At 47.2% G+C, this 22,223-nt stretch carries 19 protein-coding genes and 1 tRNA gene; 11 read left to right on the top strand and 9 right to left on the bottom strand.

What is annotated here, in order from left to right; genetic code table 11:
• Window positions 1–8: 8 nt before the first annotated feature.
• Both ACYVD4_RS21585 and ACYVD4_RS21590 read left to right on the top strand, forming a co-directional pair.
• A complete protein-coding gene (locus tag ACYVD4_RS21585; protein ID WP_460949272.1) occupies window positions 9–3,245 on the top strand; it encodes an efflux RND transporter permease subunit in 3,237 nt (1,078 codons plus the stop codon).
• Window positions 3,246–3,301: 56 nt separating this feature from the next.
• Entirely contained in the window at window positions 3,302–4,480 is a 1,179-nt protein-coding gene (locus tag ACYVD4_RS21590; RefSeq protein ID WP_460949274.1) for an efflux RND transporter periplasmic adaptor subunit, read from the top strand.
• Window positions 4,481–4,566: 86 nt separating this feature from the next.
• Here ACYVD4_RS21590 and ACYVD4_RS21595 read toward each other — a convergent pair whose 3' ends face one another.
• Both ACYVD4_RS21595 and ACYVD4_RS21600 read right to left on the bottom strand, forming a co-directional pair.
• Window positions 4,567–5,739, bottom strand: a complete 1,173-nt coding sequence (locus tag ACYVD4_RS21595) for an exo-beta-N-acetylmuramidase NamZ family protein (RefSeq protein WP_460949276.1) — start codon at window positions 5,737–5,739, stop codon at window positions 4,567–4,569.
• Between the two features lie 27 nt (window positions 5,740–5,766).
• Window positions 5,767–6,990 carry an FAD-dependent oxidoreductase gene (locus ACYVD4_RS21600; protein WP_460949278.1) on the bottom strand — a complete coding sequence of 408 codons (1,224 nt, stop codon included), beginning with the start codon at window positions 6,988–6,990 and terminating at the stop codon, window positions 5,767–5,769.
• 92 nt (window positions 6,991–7,082) lie between these two features.
• On the opposite strand from ACYVD4_RS21600, the gene ACYVD4_RS21605 reads away from it, so the two are divergent.
• Window positions 7,083–7,562, top strand: coding sequence for an ankyrin repeat domain-containing protein (locus ACYVD4_RS21605; protein WP_460949280.1), 480 nt, complete (start codon window positions 7,083–7,085; stop codon window positions 7,560–7,562).
• A gap of 96 nt (window positions 7,563–7,658) precedes the next feature.
• On the opposite strand, the gene ACYVD4_RS21610 is transcribed toward ACYVD4_RS21605, so the two are convergent.
• Window positions 7,659–8,378 carry an SDR family oxidoreductase gene (locus ACYVD4_RS21610; protein WP_460949281.1) on the bottom strand — a complete coding sequence of 240 codons (720 nt, stop codon included), beginning with the start codon at window positions 8,376–8,378 and terminating at the stop codon, window positions 7,659–7,661.
• Between the two features lie 339 nt (window positions 8,379–8,717).
• Here ACYVD4_RS21610 and ACYVD4_RS21615 point away from each other — a divergent pair, with 339 nt between their 5' ends.
• Window positions 8,718–10,256, top strand: coding sequence for a peptidoglycan DD-metalloendopeptidase family protein (locus ACYVD4_RS21615; RefSeq protein WP_460949283.1), 1,539 nt, complete (start codon window positions 8,718–8,720; stop codon window positions 10,254–10,256).
• Between the two features lie 69 nt (window positions 10,257–10,325).
• Here ACYVD4_RS21615 and ACYVD4_RS21620 read toward each other — a convergent pair whose 3' ends face one another.
• Window positions 10,326–10,853, bottom strand: a complete 528-nt coding sequence (locus tag ACYVD4_RS21620) for a DinB family protein (protein ID WP_460949285.1) — start codon at window positions 10,851–10,853, stop codon at window positions 10,326–10,328.
• 188 nt (window positions 10,854–11,041) lie between these two features.
• Between ACYVD4_RS21620 and ACYVD4_RS21625 the strand changes: the two genes are divergently transcribed.
• Window positions 11,042–11,806 carry a cupin domain-containing protein gene (locus ACYVD4_RS21625; RefSeq protein ID WP_460949321.1) on the top strand — a complete coding sequence of 255 codons (765 nt, stop codon included), beginning with the start codon at window positions 11,042–11,044 and terminating at the stop codon, window positions 11,804–11,806.
• A 742-nt stretch (window positions 11,807–12,548) separates the two neighbouring features.
• Window positions 12,549–13,472 (top strand): sterol desaturase family protein, encoded by a 924-nt coding sequence (locus ACYVD4_RS21630; RefSeq protein ID WP_460949287.1) that lies wholly within the window; start codon window positions 12,549–12,551, stop codon window positions 13,470–13,472.
• Window positions 13,473–13,543: 71 nt separating this feature from the next.
• Here the strand turns inward: ACYVD4_RS21630 and ACYVD4_RS21635 are convergent, their stop codons facing one another.
• The 3 genes from ACYVD4_RS21635 to ACYVD4_RS21645 all read right to left on the bottom strand — a co-directional run bounded on the left by ACYVD4_RS21635 (window position 13,544) and on the right by ACYVD4_RS21645 (window position 16,460).
• A complete protein-coding gene (locus ACYVD4_RS21635; protein ID WP_460949288.1) occupies window positions 13,544–14,332 on the bottom strand; it encodes an alpha/beta hydrolase in 789 nt (262 codons plus the stop codon).
• A 151-nt stretch (window positions 14,333–14,483) separates the two neighbouring features.
• Entirely contained in the window at window positions 14,484–15,071 is a 588-nt protein-coding gene (locus tag ACYVD4_RS21640) for a Crp/Fnr family transcriptional regulator (protein WP_460949290.1), read from the bottom strand.
• 150 nt (window positions 15,072–15,221) lie between these two features.
• Entirely contained in the window at window positions 15,222–16,460 is a 1,239-nt protein-coding gene (locus ACYVD4_RS21645) for a BaiN/RdsA family NAD(P)/FAD-dependent oxidoreductase (RefSeq protein WP_460949291.1), read from the bottom strand.
• 119 nt (window positions 16,461–16,579) lie between these two features.
• On the opposite strand from ACYVD4_RS21645, the gene ACYVD4_RS21650 reads away from it, so the two are divergent.
• Window positions 16,580–17,641, top strand: a complete 1,062-nt coding sequence (locus tag ACYVD4_RS21650) for a DNA/RNA non-specific endonuclease (RefSeq protein WP_460949293.1) — start codon at window positions 16,580–16,582, stop codon at window positions 17,639–17,641.
• Here the strand turns inward: ACYVD4_RS21650 and ACYVD4_RS21655 are convergent.
• Both ACYVD4_RS21655 and ACYVD4_RS21660 read right to left on the bottom strand, forming a co-directional pair.
• Window positions 17,638–18,090 (bottom strand): hypothetical protein, encoded by a 453-nt coding sequence (locus ACYVD4_RS21655; protein ID WP_460949295.1) that lies wholly within the window; start codon window positions 18,088–18,090, stop codon window positions 17,638–17,640. The two genes, ACYVD4_RS21650 and ACYVD4_RS21655, sit on opposite strands and share 4 nt — an antisense overlap.
• Before the next feature lies 1 nt (window position 18,091).
• A complete protein-coding gene (locus ACYVD4_RS21660; protein ID WP_460949297.1) occupies window positions 18,092–19,354 on the bottom strand; it encodes an asparagine synthetase B in 1,263 nt (420 codons plus the stop codon).
• A gap of 160 nt (window positions 19,355–19,514) precedes the next feature.
• Between ACYVD4_RS21660 and ACYVD4_RS21665 the strand changes: the two genes are divergently transcribed.
• From ACYVD4_RS21665 to ACYVD4_RS21680, 4 genes are all read left to right on the top strand, one after another.
• On the top strand, window positions 19,515–20,753 hold the full coding sequence (locus ACYVD4_RS21665; RefSeq protein ID WP_460949298.1) for an ABC transporter permease: 1,239 nt from the start codon (window positions 19,515–19,517) through the stop codon (window positions 20,751–20,753).
• Window positions 20,754–20,896: 143 nt separating this feature from the next.
• Window positions 20,897–20,980 (top strand) — tRNA-Leu (locus ACYVD4_RS21670).
• Between the two features lie 339 nt (window positions 20,981–21,319).
• The gene (locus tag ACYVD4_RS21675; protein WP_460949300.1) at window positions 21,320–21,586 is read left to right on the top strand and encodes a transposase; all 267 of its coding nucleotides are present in this window, start codon (window positions 21,320–21,322) and stop codon (window positions 21,584–21,586) included.
• Window positions 21,587–21,618: 32 nt separating this feature from the next.
• Window positions 21,619–22,146 (top strand): DDE-type integrase/transposase/recombinase, encoded by a 528-nt coding sequence (locus tag ACYVD4_RS21680; RefSeq protein WP_460949302.1) that lies wholly within the window; start codon window positions 21,619–21,621, stop codon window positions 22,144–22,146.
• The last annotated feature ends 77 nt before the right edge of the window (window positions 22,147–22,223 follow it).

A 22,223-nucleotide genomic window follows, 5' to 3' on the forward strand; every position in this document is an offset into this window, starting at 1 on the left:
AAAAAACTATGTATAACATCATTCGTTCCGCGCTTCGAAAGCCCATTTCGGTGGTAGTTGCGGTTTTGGGGCTTCTGTTTTTCTCGGTGATGTCGCTGTTCACCATTCCGGTCGATATTTTTCCGAATCTCGATCTTCCCACGATTTACGTCGTACAGCCGTACGGCGGTATGGCTCCCGATCAGATGGACGGCTTCATTGCTACCCGTTATCAGGATCACTTCCTTTACGTATCGGGGATTCGCGATATCGACGTAAAAACGATTCAGGGCTTGTCGCTCATTAAACTGTCGTTTTATCCGGGCACCGATATGGCGCAGGCGGCAGCCGAAGTTGCCAACAACGTATCACGGGCGAAGGCGTACATGCCCGAAGGAACGGTGCCGCCCCAGGTTGTTCGATTCGATGCCAGTTCGGTTCCAGTGGGGCAATTAGTGTTCGAAAGTCCGAGCCGGTCGCTGAACGAAATTCAGGATTATGCATCCTCACGTGTGCGACCGATGTTCTCACGGATTCCGGGCGTATCGAGCCCTCCCCCATTTGGCGGTAACCAACGGACAGTTGTTATTCGGGTAAATCCACAACTGATACGTAGCTATCAGCTTACGCCAGAGGAAGTTATCAAAGCCATCACGACCAACAATCAGCCATCACCCGCCGGCAACATACGTATTGGCGAAAAGACGCTGATGACACCCGTAAACTCGCTGGTGAAACGCCCCGAAGATTTTCTGAACATTCCGATACGTATCGGCAGTGGACCAACGGTGTTTGTTCGGGATGTGGGTACGGTAGAAGACGGTGCCGACGTAACGGTGAGTTATGCACTGGTCAACGGTCGTCGGGCGGTATATATTCCGGTGGTGAAAAAATCAGATGCCTCGACGCTCGACGTAGTAAACAACATCCGAAAAGCAATGCCCGAATTACAGGCGGCTGTGCCCGAAGATGTAAAGATCTCGTACGAATTCGATCAGTCGGTATACGTAACGAACGCACTGAAAAGCCTTGTAACAGAAGGGATTCTGGGTGCTGTACTGACGGGTTTGATGGTGCTACTTTTCCTGCGCGACTGGCGGAGTGTGATCATTGTGGTACTTACGATTCCGATTTCGATTCTGTCGGCAGTGATTATGCTCAACCTGTTCGGGCAGACCATCAACATCATGACGTTGTCGGGGCTGGCGCTGGCTATCGGGATTCTAGTCGATCAGGCGACGGTAACGATTGAAAACATTCACCAGCATCTGGAAATGGGAAAACCGAAAGCCGTTGCCATCTGGGACGCCTGTAAGGAAATCGTCTTCCCCGAATTTCTGATTCTGCTGGCAATTCTGGCCGTTTTTGCGCCCGCCTTCGTGATGAGTGGCATACCACGTTCGATGTTTCTGCCACTGTCGCTCTCCGTCGGTTTTGCCATGATTGCGTCATTCCTGCTTTCGCAAACCTTTGTTCCCGTTCTGGCAAACTGGTTGCTGAAAAGCCATCCCGAACATGAATCGCCAACGCTGGCTCTTGATGCTACTGAACGGCACATGATTGAAGCGAATGGTGCTCATCCTGAAGCGAATGCAAAAGGGTTCGAAAAATTCAAGCAACGCTATTCAGCCACGCTCGAAAAAATCCTGAATCGTCGGGGGCTTGTCGTAACCAGCTATCTGGTTGGCAGTCTGGCTATTATTGTGGTGTGTTTTATGGTGATTGGCACTGATATTTTGCCACATGGAAACAGTCACCAGTTCCAGATGCGTTTGCGTATTCCCGACGGAACTCGCGTAGAACGTACCGAAATGGCTACGTTGAAAGTGCTGGATATCATTAAGAAAACCGTTGGCAAAGACAATGTTGAAATTTCGTCGGCTTACGTCGGTACGGTGCCATCGAGCTACGGTACGTCCAACATTTTCGTGTTCAACAGTGGGCCGCACGAAGCCGTGTTGCAAGTATCGCTCAATGAAGAACATCCGGTAATAATGGATGACCTGAAAGAAGATCTTCGGCAACGTATCGCCAAAGCCCTCCCAGCAGCCAGCATTTCGTTTGAACCGATTGAGTTGACCGAGAAAATCATGAGTCAGGGCGCATCTACGCCTATTGAAGTAACGGTCGCGGCCAAAGACCTTACTGAAGCCGGACGTTTTGCCAACAAGATTCGGGAACAGATGACAAAGATTGACTTCCTGCGCGATGTGCAGATTGCTCAACCACTAACGTACCCGGTTCTGAACGTAACGATGAATCGCGAACGTGCTGGCCAACTGGGTGTTACGTCGACACAAGTAGCACGTTCGATGGTGGCGGCTACGTCGTCGAGTCGGTTTACTGACAAGAATCTCTGGCTCGATGAATCGAAAGGACTGGCCTATCAGGTGCAGGTGCAGATTCCTGAATACCAGATGAGCAATACCAGCGATATCGGTAATATTCCGCTGAAAAGTGGCGAAATGCGGCCACTGCTGTCAGACGTAGCAACGTTCTCGGAAGGCACCGCTCCCGGTGAATACGACCGCGCTGGCCCGAACCGACTGGTAACGATTACGGCTAACTTACAGAAGAAAGATTTGGGTTCGGCCCGAAAAGCTGTTGAACAGGCGATTAAAAACGCTGGTGAGCCTCCACGTGGTGTATTGGTCGAAATGGGCGGCCAAACCAACCTTCTGACCGATACCCTGAATAGTTTACAAACTGGTTTGATAGTGGCTATTGTGATTATCTTCCTGTTGCTGGCGGCTAACTATCAGTCGTTTAAATTATCGCTGGTGATTCTGGCGGCCATTCCAGCCGTGGTAGCTGGTGCGTTGCTGATGTTGCTTGCCTGTGGTGCTACGTTGAATCTGCAATCGTACATGGGCCTGATTATGTCAGTCGGTGTGTCGGTTGCCAACGCAATTCTGATGGTAACGAACGCCGAAAACTTGCGACTGGAAATCAAGCATACCCGCAAAGCCGCCGTTCTGGCCGCTAACAGCCGAATTCGTCCAATTCTGATGACGAGTATTGCCATGATTGCCGGAATGGTGCCGATGGCTTCCGGTATGGGCGAAGGCGGTGATCAGATTGCTCCTCTGGGACAGGCAGTTATTGGTGGGCTAATTGCTTCAACGCTGGCCGCTCTGCTGATTCTTCCCTGCGTGTTTACCCAGCTTCAGGCTAAAGCCACCACCCAATCGGTATCGCTCGACCCGGAAGATCCAGAAAGCAAATTCTTCAATCAGGAACAACCCGAACTAAGCCACAGCCTTTAAGGCAGCCCAAACACTCGTATTCAACCTTCAACGGTCTCTCGTAAACAGAAAACGACATGAATTCGCCAACGATAATTCGATCATCCACTCTCCAGCAGTCCGGTTCGGCGTTCCGATTTGCCCTTTCGCTCCTTATCGGTGCGGCTCTAAATGCCTGCTCATCGGCTAACAGCGAGAAGAAATCGGAGAGCAAAGAACCTGACGTACAACAGGTTGTTACAACTACCGTTCAAACGCTCCAGCCAAGCAAACGCGTTACGTTACCCGGCGAACTAAAACCCTGGAACCGGGTGAATATGTATGCCAAAGTAAAAGGATTCGTGCGGGATATTCCTGTCGATCGGGGCACATTGGTTCGCAAAGGGCAGGTTCTGGCCCGGCTCGATGCCCCCGAAGTGATTGCCGAACTGAGTCAGGCGCAGGCACAATTACAGGCACAGGAAGCTACTTTGGTTGAACAAAGCACCCGCGCCCGCGCCAGCCGATTGATTTATAACCGACTAATACAGACCGCAAAAACTGAAGGAGCGGTATCAGCCAACGAAATCGATCAAGCGCAGGCCCGTATGGAGGCCGACAGCGCTATGGTTGCCGTGGCGCGGGGAAGTGTTCAGGCGTCTCGGTCGAATATTCAGGCAAAAACGCAGCTTCGCCAATACCTGACCATTACAGCGCCTTTCGACGGCATTGTTATCGAACGTAACATCAGTCCCGGTGCGTTGGTCGGTGCGGGAGAGTCTGGTAAACCGCTTTTCGTGCTCGAAGACAGTCGCACATTACGTTTGACGGTTGCCATTCCCGAAACATTCGCCAATCAGTTGCCGAATAAAAGTTCGGTTTCATTCACAGTAAACGCCATGCCCGACCGGCAGTTCAACGCCAAGCTGGCTCGTTCGGCTCAGAGTTTGGTGGAAACAAACCGCTCGATGATGGCCGAATTCGACGTCCCCAACGCATCGCACGAACTAAAAGCGGGTATGTATGCAGAAGTGTTGCTACCAATCGAACGTACCACCAAAACGATGTTTGTGCCTACTACGTCGGTGGTTGCTTCGAGCGAAAAGGTATTTTTGATCAAAGTGAAAGACAATCGGGCGCAGTGGGTGCCGGTTCAGAAAGGGAACGTACTAGATACACTGGTTGAAGTTTTTGGTGATGTACAGCCGGGCATGACCATCATCAAAAAAGCAACAGAAGAAATACGCGATGGGCAGGAAGTAAAAGCGGCTCAGTAAGCGTTTATCTTACCGCAAAGAGCACTAAGAAACTTTGCGGCTCTTTGCGTAAAACTTCGCGGTCTTTGCGGTAAATAATACTACGATCAGTACAACAAAACCGGATTTATCTGTTCCTGCCACGCTTCACAGGCCAAGAGCTTGTGAAGCGTTTTTGTGAATTCGGGAAATGGCTTTTCAAAGAGTGCTTCAGCGTTTTGTATTCCTACTAATCGATCCAGATGATTGCTACCGCTTGGGTTGACATGGGTTGGATAGGTTGCCCACGAAAAGTGTTCTGGTTGCAGATCATGAACGAGTTTGATAAACAACATTCCCGACAAAACCGCCTTGAACCGTTCGCGATCTGTTACATGAAACATCACGCCCTGACATCGGTGATCTACGTAGCGGCTGCTTTGGGGTGTAAACGTAACAGGCCGCGCTACTACGTTCCCCAAGTTTAGCTCATTAAACAACGTAGTGATTTTTGGGGCATCGAGCCACGGCGCACCCGCAACCTGAAACGGTGTGGCTGTCCCGCGTCCTTCGCTTAGATTCGTCGCTTCCAGCAAGCCCGTACCCGGATAAAGTAAAGCCGCTTCGGCACTAACCATCGCGGGCGATGTCTGAACAAATGACGATTGCCAGTCTTGAGCAAAGGCACTACGTTGCCAGCCTTCAACCGGAATAACAGTCAGTTCCAAATTTAGCAATCGTTGCTTTTGCCAGAACGTAGCAAGTTCGCCAAATGTGCAGGAATGACGTAGCGGAATGGCCCATCGTCCAAGAAACGAAGCACCGTTTACTTCGTCCAGCATTGGGCCTTCTACTAAGTCCATACGACCAGAAAGTAGATTCGGCCGGTCAAGCACAATCAACGGTTTGGCATACGTAGCACAAGCTTCCATGACGTGCGTGAGTGTCCAGAGATACGTATAAAAACGGCAGCCAATATCGGGTAAATCCAATAGAAGAGCATCGACGTCCGCTAAATCGTCTGCCAAAGGCTGGAGTTTTTCACCGTACAAACTGACGATAGGTAACCCTGTCAATACGTCCGTTCCGTTCGGCATGAGCGCTCCATCATCGCCAATCGCATCCAGTCCATGTTCGGGAGAAAACAGTTTACTAATCTGAAAGCCATTTGCCAGTAACGCCTGCCGGGAGGGTATATACGTAGCAGTTGTGGCCGCATTGTTGGTAACAAGTGCAAACCGACGTTTTTGATACGTAGCAGTCTGCTTCAGGAAAACATCAACTCCAAATTGTACAGCCATAGGTGTATTCTTATCGCTTTCGGAACGTTACGTCTGAATGTGTTCAGGGCGCGGCCCGATGCCCACTATATAGGCTGGGAATCGACGAAGAACCGGAATATGACGTAGTAACCAGAAAAATGCGGACGGAATAATTGTAGACCGCATTCCGGACGCGTTGATCAACCGACGGTGAACCAGTATCTGCCCCGACTGAATGACCCGTACCGGCCACATTCGCCGACGCTGAATCTGGGCAAGTTCTGCTACGTTGGCCCGACCTTTCTGAAGTGAACGCGTCAGTTGATTGGCCGTAGCCACAGCATCCTGAATCGCCAGATTAATGCCCACGCCACCCGCTGGCGACATTGCATGAGCGGCATCACCAATACATAATAAGCCAGGTTTATACCATTGCTTTAGCCGGTCGATTTTAACGGTTAACAAACTGATTTTATCCCATAAATCCAGCTCGTTCACGCCCTCACCAACAAAAGGTGCCAATGATTGAATATCGGACTGAAGCGCCGACAAACCGCGTTTTTTCACTACGTCGAACTGGCCTTTTGGAATTAGAAAACCACACTGGAAGTAATCATATCGGTCGATCAGCACCATAAACTTATCGCCTTTTACGTACCCAAGCGATTGCTCGCCGATGGCCGGACTCTTCGGAATGCGCATCCAGAGTACATCGATCGGTACACCAAAATCCTGCACCGACAATCCAGCTTTTTCCCGAATAATGGAATGTCGACCATCCGTACCAACCACTAGATCGGCTTTAATCACAAGTTCGCCCTCCGACGTAGTGGCCCGAACACCTGTTACGTTCCCATTTTCGGCTAGCAAATCGGTGGCTTGTGTTTGCATACGTAGCTGAAAGTTAGGGTACTGCCGGGCTTTTTCGGCCAGGAACTTGAGGAAATCCCATTGCGGCATGAAGGCGATAAACTTGCAGCGGGTAGGTAAATGCGCAAAATCGGCGATGGGAATCGTTTTTCCATCGAACGTGACCTGAACGGCTCGTAGCTCCTGATGCGGCAATTGCAAAAATTCGTCGAGTAAGCCCAGTTCGGCCAGTAGCTCCAGCGTAGACGGGTGAATGGTATCGCCCCGGAAGTCGCGCAGGAAATCGTTATGTTTTTCGAGTACCACTACGTCGACGCCAGAACGCGCCAGCAGAAACCCCAGCATCATACCTGCCGGACCGCCACCTACAATGCAGCAACGAGTTGATATCTCTTCTCGATTTTTCGGATTTTCTACCATAAATCAAGCCAGTTTCGCAAACAAAAAATCCCAGATTATTTGTTTATCTAGCATTGTAAACCAATTCACCCACTAGAAAGATTAACCGATTTATGTCTTTTTATTCAAGCCTTCCGCAAGATTTGCTCTTTGACGCTGCCCGCAAAGGGGATGCCGTGCAGATAAAGCAACTGATCGACGAAAAAGCGAACCTCAACATCCAGAACGACAAGGGCTTCACACCACTGATTATAGCCGCTTATGACGGGCATTTGGACGCGACAAAAGTACTGCTTGACGCTAAAGCGGATGTTGACGCAAAAGATGCAAGCGGGAACACCGCGTTGATGGGTGTGTCGTTCAAAGGCTACACCGATGTGGCTCGTCTGTTAATTGAGCATGGCGCTAAAGTAGATTTGCAAAATGGCAATGGCAATACCGCACTGATGTTCGCTACGTTGTTTGGCCGGAATCAACTCGTACGGCTTTTGCTGGACGCTGGTGCCGATACGTCGATTCGTGATAATAAGGGCTTAACCGCCCGCGATTTGGCAACCCAGCAGGGTAACGAAGAAGCTCTTCAGTGGTTATAAATTAATAAGAACTGAGCGATTAGCTAATCGCTCAGTTCTTATGCTACGTAGCTATTTCGGTAACAATGGCGGACAAATGTCCGCGTTACTTTACTTTTACTTTCCGCCCGGCCGGGTTGGGCGAACTTCGATTTTGCTGGGCAACGTGCGTGCTGGCATACGTATCAGATCAATAACGAGCTGACCAATATCTTCGGGCTGGATTTTCCAGGCGTCTTTTTCGCTGGGCTGGTGATCGTTGAAATACGTAGCAACAGAGCCCGGCATAATTGTAGTCACTTTAATTCCTTCGTTACGTAGATCGAGCATAACGGCCTGTGTAAACCCAACCAAACCAAATTTGCTGGCATTATACGCAGCTCCCTTTTCGAAGAAGTTTGTTCCGGCCAGACTCGCGATGGTAATAAAATAACCCTCCGCTTGCTTTAACGCGTCGAGCGTGGCTTTAGCGGTGTAAAAAACGCCGGTCAGGTTAATATCGATGGTTTCCTGCCATTGTTCAGGGGTTAATTCCTGAATCGGGGCAAAATGGCCCACACCTGCATTGGCTATTACGTAGTCGAGCCGTCCCCATGTGCTTATTACGTTCTCAACAGCCTTTTGCTGAGACGCCAGATCGCGTACATCAGCCGCAACCCCCAGTGCGTAGCCGGGTTTAATTTCGTTGAGTTTGGAAGCCGCCAGTTCAGCCGCTACCGACGACCGACTGGTAATAGCCACTTTAATTCCTGCATTAATCAGCACCTCGGCAATGCCATATCCAATTCCTTTCGAGCCGCCTGTGATCAGGGCTGTTTTTGTTTCTGTAGGATTCATACTTATCAACTTATCAAGCTTTATGAATGTGCAATTAACACCATTTTCCGGGATCGTTACGTCCAGTCAATGAGCATAAATAGGTAACTCAGTAAGTCAGCAAAGTGATTAAAATTAGGTAGGTTAAACACAGACTGCCACATTATTAAGCCAACAATAAAGAATCAATGAATAACTGCTCTTTGTCTGACATAACAAACTGATATATAGCATTTATTCGATGCTACCATTATGTTCTGTCTGACTTATTAAACGTTAATTAAACATGATCTCTTATTAATTAATGGTTATCACAAGAATCCTATATTAGCAGATTCAATGACATTAAATCCACAAAAAATGAAAAAACTAGTACTGCTATTAGTATTATCTACTCCTGTATTTGCTCAGCCAGCCACTTTTTTTGGCCAAAAGCAACTCGAAAAGAATACGAATACCATAAACTGCATCCCTCCTGCTTTAGAAAAACAGATTCAAGACCAATTACGGGCGTATCAGGCTGGCGCTAGAAGTAAAGCTGTGACAACAAATCCGGTACTTTTCGATTGGCCACTACGTCAGCGGGCACCCCTCGACTACACGTATTACGGATTTGTGGCTTTTGTCGATAACAATCCGGCAGCAAATGCCATCCTTGATTATAATGGAGGAAATCGTACGTACGACGGCCATACCGGAACAGACATTGGCGTCCAGCCATTTCCCTGGGATATGATGGATAACAGCCGGGTAGAAGTGCTTGCTGCGGCATCGGGCACAATCGTACTCCGTCAGGACGGCAATTTTGATCGCCAATGCAACGCTGATCCAGCAACAGCAGTACCGAATATGGTATTTATTCAGCATGAAGATGGCTCGATTTCTCGCTACGTACACATGAAAAATGGTTCCGTAACCTCTAAAGGTGTTGGCCAGACCGTGCAGCAGGGAGAGTACCTCGGTATAGTGGGTAGTTCAGGATATTCTGGCGGTCCACACCTTCACTTTGAGATACGTGATGCCAACAATCAGGTCATCGATCCTTTCGTCGGCCCTAATAATCCAACCACGACCACCAGCCGCTGGCTCGCTCAAAAGCCTTATTGGGATCCTAAAATCGGGCGTTTAATGACTCATAGTACAGACCCCGTCCTATTTGCGCCATGCACAGCCAATCCAGTTGATGTCACAAACGAAAAGCGTTCATTTGTATCGGGTAATACCGTAACTTTTGGATTTTATGGACGAGATTGGCAACCCAATCAGGTGTTCGCCATCAAAATTCTTCGGCCTGATGGCACTGCCTTTCAAGATTTCCAATATACACGTCCAGCCGATTATCTTCCCTTTGCCTTCACGGCTAACTATTTCCCTCAGGCATTGCCCAACCCAGCACAAACTGGCCGCTGGAAGTTTCAGATGACTACATTGGGCGTTACGTCCGAAACAGTTTTCAACGTCAACACCACCAGCCCATATGCTGCTGCAACTATCATCTGTTCGGGAAATGGGATAGAACTGACGGCCATGAATGGAGGTCAGAATTTTACGTATCAATGGCGACTTAATGGCAGCGATATCGGCGGAGCTACAAGCGACCGGTACACAGCAACACTGGCCGGAGTATATACCGTAGTGGCAACGTTAAATGGCACATCAACAGTAAGTGATCCGCTCACTATCACAAGTGCTACGTCGTTATCTACCTTAAAAGCAGGCAATTGGGATGACCCATCAGTATGGTCGTGCGGGCAAATTCCTTTATTCACAAATAGTGTCGTGATAAATCATGCCATCACCATGCCAACAAGTTATACCGGACAAGCATTAACTGTCCAATACACAAGCAGTGGACGATTATTGCTCAGTAATGGCGGCAAACTGAAGCTGGCCAACTAACTAATTTTACAAAATATAAAGAAAATGAATAGGGGCAGATTTTTAGGAATTTGCCCCTATTCATTTTCTTTACCCTACCAGTCGGTAGAAACTATAATCGGTCATGGGCGCATCGGTAATGCCGAGCACACGCCCGATGGTAACTACCTGCCCCCGGTGATACGTACTATGATTCATGCAATGATGGATAAAACTGGTACGTGTCTGAATGCCAGTAAACCAGGGAGTAACGAGCGTTACCTCTTCGGCTAACTCTTCATCCGACAGCGATTGTATATAAGCCGCAAACTCTTCCGACTGATCAACAATTCCGGTAAATACCTCTTCCACCGTACCGTCGAAACCATGCAACCGAAACGAGATTGGCGGTTCAACCTGCTTCACAACGGCCAGCCAGAAACGCTGCGTATCCCAGATATGAACCAGCGTTTCTTTCAATCCCGGAAAACTAGACGGCACTACAGCTTCTATCAGCTCAACCGATTTTGGTTGTAGCCAATTGACCAGCATTTTGTTTGCCCATGCGTTGTATTGGGCGAAATCCTGAATCTGAGAAGCAGCGGTAAGTGTCGTTTTTTGTTCGATTGCGTGTATCATACGAGCGTTTGATTTATAGTATAAAGATACGCTACTCCACTGACAGCCCTATGTCAGCAGTGTTACGCCGACAAGGCATTTTTTCTACTAAAAATGCGGTGCATAATACGTTCAATTTACTCACAATCAATCGGGTGAGTAAGCACCGCCGAAATCCGGCTTTTGTGCAACAAACTGTGCCCGTTACTATGAAACTATTCTTCGCCTTTCTTGCTACGTTGTTAGCCACTGGCTTTGTTCTGTCGCAGCCGATTGACTCAAAAGTCTATGTCTGGAAAGAAACATCCGTCGTGAAAAAGGGAGGAGTTGAGCAACGTATTATATTGAAAGGTAACACGACTGATTTCAGCCAGATGGAGGTGCATGCCACTACGCTCCCACCCCATCAAAAACCGCATCCGGCACATAAGCACGACGACGAGGAACTGATTATCATTAAAGAAGGTCAACTGACCGTAACGATTGACGGGAAAACGAAAATACTGGGACCGGGAAGCGTTGCCCTGATCATGCCCGGCGATGAACACGGTTTTGCCAATAATAGCGACGCATCTGCTACGTATTACGTTATGCGCTATACGTCGAAAGAGCCCGTTGATCTGGAACGTGGTAAAAAAGCCGGAGGCTCGTTCTGGATCGACTGGAACGACGTAGCATTCAAGCCACACGACAAAGGTGGCATCAGACGTATGTTCGACCGGGCTACGGCCATGACTAAACGGTTTGAAATGCACGTCACTACGTTAAATCAGGGGTTATGGAGTCATCCACCGCATACGCATCGGGCGGCTGAAATCCTGCTCATGAAAGAAGATACATCGCAGGAAAGCATCGACGGAAAACTGTCATCAGCAACCACAGGCGATTTGATTTTTCTGGAATCGAACGTACCGCACGCTCTTCAGAATATCAGCAAAGGGCCGTGTATGTACTTTGCATTTCAGATTGAATAAGAATTCGCTACGTAGCAGTATCTCTTAAAATCAATAGAAGTATACACTTTCCCAAAAATAGTATTTTGTATTACTTAAAGAAAATGTACCATTATTTATGAATTGGGTAACAATAAACCAGAAAAGGCTGTTCTCTGAGTATGGTAGCATGGTTTCAGACTAGTAATACGTATATAATGCAAGCAGTAATTTGTTTGCTATGCCTATACGTGATTTTATCTGCCTGCTTCCCCAGTGCATCTGTTATCTCTACATCGACAACTTCAAAATTTACCACTATTCGGGCCAATGAAAACTGCTCGATCTGGTCAGACCTTACTGGCTCGTATATAAACCAGCAAAACTATATCCGAAAACTAGCCGCATTTTATAAACCTTTTCACAAGATTAGTCTGGGAGAACGGTTACTGATTGCCGTGTTAACCTTCTCATTTGGTGAGCTTACAATGTTTGGCATCTCCAACTATTGTTTTTCTGGAACGAATCGGTTCAACGAAACTGTCTGTTTCGCCAGCAACAACCTCCACCAGCAGACCTTTTCTTACTCTTTCTGGCGCCCCCCTGTTTAGTCTGAACACACTTGGCAAATATATGCCCTGTTGAGATGTAGCACAGGGCTAGTCCGATAGCGATCAGCATATCTTTTCTCATCTTACACATAGCCGGAACGCTACTTATTTTAAAGGTGTATTGTTTTATGGCCATTGGCCAATGCACAGACCGGCTCCAGTTAATAAATCCAATGAACTTCTTTTTATTTGGCGCGCCAGCTATCCCGCTGGATCGCCTATCAACTTTAGAAAAGGCAACACCCAATCTGATTTTATGGGCCGTGCCGATAATGATCTTTTTTACGATTCTGGAAATGATCCTCACGTTTATCCAGGAAAAACCTTATTACGACAAACGAGAAACGATTGGGTCTATTCTGGTGGGGTTAGGATCGCTGGTGATTAGTGCAGCCCTAAAAATGGGGCTTCTATACGCCACCGTCTGGATTTACAACCAGCTCCCCTGGCGCATGACTTTAAACTGGTGGACATTTATTCCCTGTTACGTTCTTTTTGATTTGTGTAGCTACTGGGCGCATCGCATTTCCCACAATTCCCGTTTTTGGTGGGCAACCCACGTAGTGCATCACTCTGGAGAACACTATAACCTGACGGTTTCTTTCCGGCTGAGCTGGATACAGAACTTAAAGGTTATTTTTTTTCTACCCGTGGCACTGCTCGGCTTTCACCCGATTATTTTTTTTACGACGAATCAATTGGCAGTACTATTCCAGTTCTGGGTGCACACCGAGTATATTCGCCGATTACCTCGCTGGATTGAGTTCATATTTGCGACGCCATCTAACCACCGGGTTCATCATGGTTCCCAGCCTAAGTACATCGATAAGAATTTCGGTGCTACGTTCATTTTCTGGGATCGTCTATTTGGCACCTATCAGTCTGAAGAAGAACCCCCCATTTACGGTATTACAACAAATATTTCTCAAAAGGCCAATCCGCTTATGATCAACTTTCATGAGGTAGGCGATATTATTCAGGATGTAAAAACCGCTCAGGGATGGCGTCAGAAATGGTTTTACTTTTTCGGTAGTCCCATTGAAGTAGATCGGCAAAAAAAACAGGTTGTTCAAAAACAGGCAGACACTGTTATATAACTTTAAACATACAGCGCTACGTATCACATGTTTTTCATGGCACGTAGCGCTACGTTACATAACTAGTTGATCTAAGCATTTTTAGCTAACCAATCCAGAATATAATTGGCGTCTTCTCTCCAGGTCGACTGGCCTAGTACGTAGTGATTACGGCCTTTAAATTCTTTGTATTCCAGTACCGAACCGTTTGCTTTATAGGCCGCAAAATTTCGGTGATTCAGGTGAGCTGGGGTAATGTTGTCTAAATCGCCCGAGGTAAGCAGCAATGGCGCATGTGGTTTATCGAAATCGACATGGGCAGCGCTGGTCAGTCCACCACGAGCCACTCGTTTCGATTCTGGGATGGTGTTGGCTTCGTAAGCTGCTTTCTGTTCGTTGAGTGGCATTTCGTTCACAAACGCATACTGCCAGTCTTCGAACGACATTAAATAGGTTTTGTCGAGGTCAGTAAACAATCCCAATGCTTTCCAGGCCGATTTAAGGAACGAAAATTCGTATGGAATTATACCTTGTGGCGGAACCGAGTGAATAGCAACGCCAGCAGCGGCCAAGCCACGGTTCACCAGAATCTGGGTAATCAAACCACCCAGCGAATGCCCGATTATAATTGGTTTTTCTGGTAAAGCTTTTACAATTTCAGCGTAGTGATCGACCAGTTTATCGAGTGTAAGTCCGGCAAGATCGCTGTCGTTTGGTTGGCGGTTGCGTAGTTCTTCGGCAGTACCATTTTTATAGGGCCATGCGGGTGCAATTGTTGAATAGCCTTTACCTTCGAAGTAGGTTTTCCAGTCGTTCCAGCCGTGATGGGTAACAAAAGCTCCTGTAATAAAGACGATGGTTTTACTCGATGTAGTTTTCATGATTGTAGCGTTATAATTGGTTTGAGATAAATCTGTTTTATGCTCAATACGCTACTCAAATAATCTGACTGTCAGTCGGTTGCTGTAGCGTTTGAACATGACAAAATTCCGCACAGATACCGACAATCATTTTAACCCAAGTTAAAATCGTTTACTGACCTATCATTCTTTTTCGGATACGACTTAAAGATGGCCCCTGAATACCTAAATACGATGAGATATGATAGAGCGGAATGGCATTAAAGATATCGGGGTGTTGTTCAATCAGATCCAGATAACGCTGCTCAGGCGTCTGAAACAGAAAACTTTCGGTTCGGCCCATTGCCACTGAAAACGCTCGCTCAGCTACCAGCCGCCCAAAACGTTCCCATTGGTGCGACTGCTTATAAAGCTGCATAAGGTGATTGACATGAATGTATAAAATGGTAGAATCGATCATCGACTCCGTAAAATAATTGCAGGGCGACTGCTCCAGAAAACTTTTGAAGGAAACGACAATCTGATTTTTCGAAAAGAAGAAAACGTTTTTCTCCTCCCCCGTCTGCTCATTCACGCAATACGCCCGAAACACGCCATCCAGAATAAAACCAAGGTGTTTGCAAACGTTTTTGTATTCATTATAGAACTCTCCTTTCTGATACTGTTTCTTCTGCCAATATGGCAAAGACATAGCGAAAGCTTCCTCGTCAATATCGGCAAAAGCTTTCAGTGCATACGCTAGTACGTCAAGTTCAGTCATAATGCTGGGTGGCTAATTCAGGTTTCTGTAAAACTAATACGTAGAAATCCAATGTCTCATGTCTCAGATGGCAAGATACCTTCGGAGACAATCAAATAACTCAATATTAGCTAATTAATGCATGACATTCCCCTAAATGAGCCAAGTCAATTATCGCCCGATGTGTCTACCCACTACGTAGCCGGTTGTCCAGGCACTTTGAAAGTTGAATCCGCCGGTAATGCCATCAACATTTAAGACTTCCCCCGCGAAAAACAGCCCCGACTGGGCTTTACTTTCCAATGTCTGAGGACTCAGACTATCGAATGGAATGCCACCACACGTAACAAATTCGTCTTTAAACGTACTTTTTCCAGCTACTTTAAATTGACTGTTTGTCAATCGCTCGGCAAGTCGATTCAGGAGTTTGGCAGGCAGGTCGGCCCAGCGCTGCGTTTCGGAAATGCCGACATCGGCTGTTAAGGCTTGCCAGAGTCGGGCGGGTAAGCCAAATGGGTTTTGCGTGGTAACCTGTCGGCGGCCGTTTTGCTGTCGAAAATCCTGTAATGCGTTACGTAACAGATTGTCGTTCAGCGCTGGTACCCAGTTGATACGTAGCGTAAACCGATAATCTAACTCGGCCAGATCACGAGCTGCCCATGCCGACAGACGTAGCACCGCCGGGCCGCTAAAACCCCAGTGCGTAAGAAGCACCGGACCACGTTGCTCCTGCTTTGTGCCTACTACGTATACAGCCGCATCAGCAACCGAAACGCCCGCCAGCGGAAGCAGTGGACTATCGGGCACGTTGAACGTAAACAACGAAGGAACTGGCGAAATTAACCCTTCAGATTGTTCAGGGAACCAGCCATATGACGTCAATTGTGGATAACCGCCCGTAGCAATAAGCACCCGATGCGCCCTGAGATTTTCGGCGTTTCCGAGTGCTACGTGCCAGTTTAATCCGTCAGAACTTGTGGGTATATAATTGAGCGACGTAACACCCGCGCTTGTTCGAACGCGAATACCTAGCTGATTAGCTCTGTTAATCAGACAGTTGACAATTGTTTCGGACGTATTGGTTGCTGGAAACATACGCCCATCTGCTTCGGTTTTCAGCGATACTCCCCGTTCTTCAAACCAACGTACCGTAGCGGTCGCATCGAACTGATTGAGCAGTGAACGTAATGGTTTTTCGCCACGCGGATAAAACTTTACCAACTGGCGATTATCGAAACAGGCGTGTGTTACGTTGCAGCGGCCTCCACCCGAGATACGTACTTTGTTTAAAACAGTTCGTGATTTTTCAAGAATAGTGATACTAGCGTCGGGAAAATGTTCGGCGGCTGTGATGGCTCCGAAAAAACCGGCAGCTCCACCACCAATAACGACAATGTGCAGGGATGACATAGGTTCTGAACAGGCAAGGCGTCTTCTGGGTTCACTGTTTTAGCGCACAAGTTGCACCAGAAGTCTGAAACGCTAAACCAGAAATATCAAACATCAAACCTAAGCTTTACCTTTGTTAGATGCTCCTCAAACCAAAATTTTCCGATAAAAACTATCACCGTCGCGGCATCCGGCCACGTGGTAATACGTTGGTTTTGTTGTTTATTTTTTTTCTGATTGGCCTGTTTCTTCACTACGGCGGGCGAACCAAACCCGTAGTTGCGTTTTGGAACGATGTGCGCGAGATTGTCGGTTTAGGTAAATCGAAGTCAGAATCAGAAGATAATCCTTATAAAGCACCCGAGCCACAGGATAACCCATCGGCCAATAAACGTAACAATGAGTCGGAAAGTGAAGCCTCCGACGAACGTGTTGCCAGTGATACGAAAGGCAGCAAATCAAACACTAGTTCTCCTAAAAACAATCGTTTCGATTTCGAGAAAGAGATCGATTTTCTGTTGCCACTGGTTAAGTCGGGCGATGAGATTATTCGGCATGAAGGGTTTACGCTACGTTATCGCGATGAGTATAAGAACGCTTCCTGGGTAGCTTATCCTTTGCTAGATTACGAAACAAAGGGCGATGCAAACCGTAAATACGAGCAGTTTAAACCCGATCCGGAGGTATCAAATGGCACAGCAGTCACGTCCGATTATACCCGGTCGGGCTACGATAGAGGGCATTTGGCCCCGGCTGGCGATTTTAAGTTTTCGCAACGCATAATGCGCGAAACCTTTTTTATGAGCAATATTTCTCCGCAGGAACCCGATTTTAATCGGGGCATCTGGAGCGACCTTGAAAATCAGGTACGGGCGTGGGCCATCCGCGACCACGGTTTATACGTAATAACCGGACCCGTATTGAAGCCGGGGTTATCGACAATCGGCAAAACCAACGAAGTGAGCGTACCGGAGAAGTTTTATAAAGTATTGCTGTATTGCAACAAGCCGGATATTCGGATGATTGGCTTTTTGCTCGACAACCAAGGTTCGAACAAGTCGATTCGGGAGTTTGTGGTTTCGGTCGATTTAATCGAGCAACTGACGGGCCTTGATTTCTTCCCGAAGATTCCTGACGATATGGAACGGCGGTTAGAAAGCCGGAGTCGTGGCGAAATGGTTGATACCTGGTTCGATAATTAAACTACAGCCTGTTTATTCAGAAACGTCATCACATCGTTTGGTCGTTGTGTGCCGATGGTCAGTTTTGATCCGTTGGTTCGAACGATACGTATGCCTTTGTTTCCTGCTACGTTATAGATCCAGTAGCCATCAAAACCTAACCGGATGCCATAACCAACAAATCCGTATTGGGTTACGGTTGCTGATTTAACAGCAGTCCAGGTGATGGTTCGCCAGGGTAAAATTGGGAAAACGCGGTAGTGAATTCCCTCAGCATCCAGCCGAGTATCTAACCGCCATAGATAGAAGAGAGCACCGATTAGCAGGGCCACAACCGGACCAAACCAACTGAACGAATTGTGGCTGGCTTCTGAGCTAACTAGGGGCATAACAGTCACTAAAAAGACACCACCCAAAAGTGCCCAGAGCCACCATTGCCGAAAGTGCTGCGTTTCTACGAACGGCTGCATACTAAGTTTTTTGTTTTTTCTTTTTTGCGGCCGGGAACAGAATGTTATTTAGAATCAGGCGATAGCCGGCAGAGTTCGGATGTAGGTTAAGATCGGTTGGTTCTTCACCAATTTCGTGGCGATAATCTTCAGGGTCGTGGCCACCGTAGAACGTAAAGAATCCCCGGCCATACGGTGAATGCAGATACCGTGCTTCGCCAACCGACCGATTCTCAGCCATAATGACTACTTCGGGCTTTATAAATCCTTTCTTGAAGGCGGTTGTTTGTCCCATAAATCCTTTGATGACGTTAAGGTGATTCTGCGTCAGCATGGTTGGAATAGGGTCGTATTTAGCCGAAAACTGGAACAGTGTAAAATAATCGTTGTGTTCGCTCAAGCCGCGTTCTTCAGGTTGATTATCGATGTTCGAAAATTCAATTAAATACGGGTTGGTATACACCTGAAAGTTTCGGAAAGCAAATGTCTGGCTATAATCCAGCTTACTGTTTGCATTAGGATCGGCTGGGTCGCCGTCGTAAAAACTATCAACAATATCGGTATTGTGCGAAGCCAGCGCGATATCATACGTATCGGTAGCGTTACACATGGCGAATAAATAACCTCCGCCGAGCACAAAGTCACGAATTTTCTGCGTAACAGCCCGTTTCAGTTGCGGTACTTTAGTGAACCCATATTTGTGGGCAATATTTTCTGCTTCTCGTTTCTGAGCAATATACCAGGGCTGATCTTTGAAGTGGAAAAACTTTCCGTATTGGCCCGTAAAATCTTCATGGTGTAAGTGAAGCCAGTCGTATTCGGGTAATTTACCGTTCATCACTTCTTCGTCGAACACTACGTCATACGGAATTTCGGCATAGGTCATAACCATGGTTACGGCATCGTCCCAGGGTTGTTTTGTTTTAGGCGAATAGACGGCCACTTTGGGTGGTTTCTGCAACTTAACGGCATCCATATTGGCATCGGCAGCCGCAATTTCTGAGAGAATCTGCGCCGACTGTGCATCAGAAATAACCTCGTAGCTAACACCACGTATCACCATTTCGTTAATAAACGACTGACTTTGAGGTATCATAAACGAACCGCCCCTGTAATTCAGCAACCAGTCAATTTCGGTATCATGAGTCTTCAGCACCCAGAACGCAATGCCGTACGCCTTTAGATGATTCTTCTGGGCATCGTCCATGGGAATCAGAATTTTTGAAGCCCAAACCTGATTCGTCAGACAGAGAATTAGGATAAGCGGTAACAGCAGTCGTTTCATTGGTTTTCCTGATAAGATTGCTTGTGGTAGTTTTGCTATAACGAAATATACGCAAATATTGTGCGAGAATTAAAGAGTGAAAGAGCGAATGAGTGAAAGAGCGATTCCTGACAGACTCCTTTTCGCTCTTTCACTCATTCGCTCTTTCACTCTTTGAGTTATGAATCTAATCGAAAATATACGGGAAGGATTACGGTCAATTGCTGGAAATCAACTACGTACTATTCTGACATCGCTGATCATCGCAATCGGTATTACATCCCTAGTGGGTATTCTGACCGCAATTGAAGGGATTCAAAGTTCCGTAAACAGCAGTTTTGCAGGTCTGGGAGCTAATACGTTCAGTATTGTGGCTCGTCAGGACGCATTCCGACGTGGAGGGCGTGTACAGCGACAGGACGCTCCAATCGATTATTTCGATGCTGTGCAGTTTAAGCGTCGGTTTCCGTATGGAGCCACCATAACAGTAGCCTCGGTTGTGAACGGAGCAGCACAGGCCAAGTTTGAGTCGAAAAAGACCAATCCAAATTTGTTACTCGTTGGTGGAGATGACGCTTATTTGTCGGTGAAAGGGTTTACGCTTCAGAGCGGCCGGAACCTGACGCCCAACGATCTGGCTTCTGCACGTAACGTAGCAGTGATTGGTAGCGAAGTAGCTACTACGTTGTTCGAACGAAAGATAAATCCACTCAATCAGGCCATTCGAGTATCAGGTACGCAGTACAAAATAATAGGTGTGCTTGCCAAGAAAGGCGGTTTTGCGGGCGGTGGCGAAGATCGAATGATTCTGGTTCCGCTCGACAATGCCCGTGCGCTGGCTGGAAATCAGAAGCTAACCTTCGACATTACGGCTTCTGTACCGAGCGTATCGAGTCAGGATGAAGCTGTTGGCGAAGCACGGGGTACCATGCGCCTAATCCGTAAAGACCCACTTGGCCAGCCCGATTCGTTTGAGATAGAACGCGCGGATGATTTAGCCAAAGAGACAGAAAATATAACTGGCTATCTTCGCATAGGCGGCTTTGGTATAGGCTTTATTACGTTGCTGGGTGCGTCTATTGCACTGCTGAATATCATGCTGGTATCGGTTACGGAGCGTACGCGTGAAATTGGTATTCGAAAATCGTTGGGTGCTACGCCAAAGCGGATTCGGGAACAGTTTTTAATTGAAGCTATCGTGATTTGCTTATTGGGTGGTATAGGAGGTATTTTACTAGGGTTAGGCGTTGGTAATTTAATTTCATCATTGATCAGTGAGGGTGAAGGTACGTTTATTGTTCCCTGGGGCTGGATGGGTTTAGGCTTACTGGTCTGCGTTACAGTTGGCTTATTCGCAGGCATTTATCCGGCTGTTCGTGCTTCTAAACTCGACCCAATCGAAGCGTTACGTTATGAATAGTATTAACTGGCCCATAAAATTTGATTGTTACGGGACATAATATGCAATAAAATTTATGTCTGGCCATTGTACATTATAAACAAAAGCTTACTTTTGCACCCACGTTTGACAAACGCATCTCTGGAAACAGAGACGATTCTGTCGCCGGGATGGCGGAATCGGTAGACGCGATGGTCTCAAACACCATTGTCTGCAAGGACATGCCGGTTCGAGTCCGGCTCCCGGTACTCATTTATCGCCTAACTAGTTGGACTACAACCAGTTAGGCGTTTTCTTTTTTTCAGATGTGTACGGCTTTGTGTACGGAATCGGGTAAGTTAAAAGTTCACTTTGATAGAGAAGCAATCCTACCATTTTGTGAAATATACCTTTACCTTCTTCTTAATTGTAATTGCTTTAACAGGCTGTCAGGTCAATCGCTATTATTTTATTGCGGAGGAAAGAATACCACTATTTGAATTTGCCACTTTCTCTGGGGTTCCGGTTGATATGTCTTGATCCCTCAAAAGTGAGCCAGTGAAAAGTAGGGTAAAAAAACTTAACTTTCACAAGCAATCGAAAAGGGAATGAAGGCAACACGATTTACTGAATCGCAGATTGTGGCGATTCTCAAACAACAGGACAGCGGACAAACCGTCGCTCAGATCAGCCGAGAGCCTGGTATTAGCGAGGCTACCTTTTACAACTGGCGGGCTAAGTACGGGGGCATGCAAGTTTCCGAGGTGAAGCGCCTTAAAGAGTTAGAGGACGAAAATCGGCGTCTGAAAAAAATGTACGCCGAGCTAAGTTTGCAAAACGAAATTATCAAGGAAGCCCTGGCAAAAAAGTGGTGAGGCCCACTCAGCGTCGAGAGCTAGTCAGGTGGATGATCAATCAGAAACGGATTAGTCAACGCAAAGCCTGTTGCTGGGTGGGCCTCAGTTGGAATGCACTCATTGAGCCAGTTACCATCAAAGACAAGGACAAAGCGCTGGCAAGCCGGATTGAGCAATTGGCTCGACGGCATAAGCAGTGGGGCGTGCTCAAAATTTATCGCCGGGTACGTAAGCAAGGCGAGTTGGTGAATCATAAGAAAGTCAGGCGCTTGTACAGAAGTTTAGGCTTAAGTTTAAAACGAAAGACCAGGAAGCACCTGCCGGATGCAGTACGCAAACCGCTGCCTAAAGCAACGGCTTGCAATCAGTGTTGGTCGCTGGACTTTACGTCGGATAGCTTAACCGGTGGGCGGAAGTTTCGTACGTTAAATGTGGTTGACGATTATAACCGGGAAGCCTTGGGCGTCGAAGTCGATTATTCATTGCCCGCTCCACGAGTCACCCGATTGTTAGATCGACTTGTGGAACGGTATGGTAAGCCTGAGAGGTTACGCAGTGATTATAGGGCTCCCCAATAGGGCTCTTACGCACTTTGTGTGGTTGAATATCGATAGAGGACTCGCTGTCGTAATAAATCTAATTTGGCTCTACCATA

This window comes from Spirosoma daeguense (assembly GCF_054776875.1).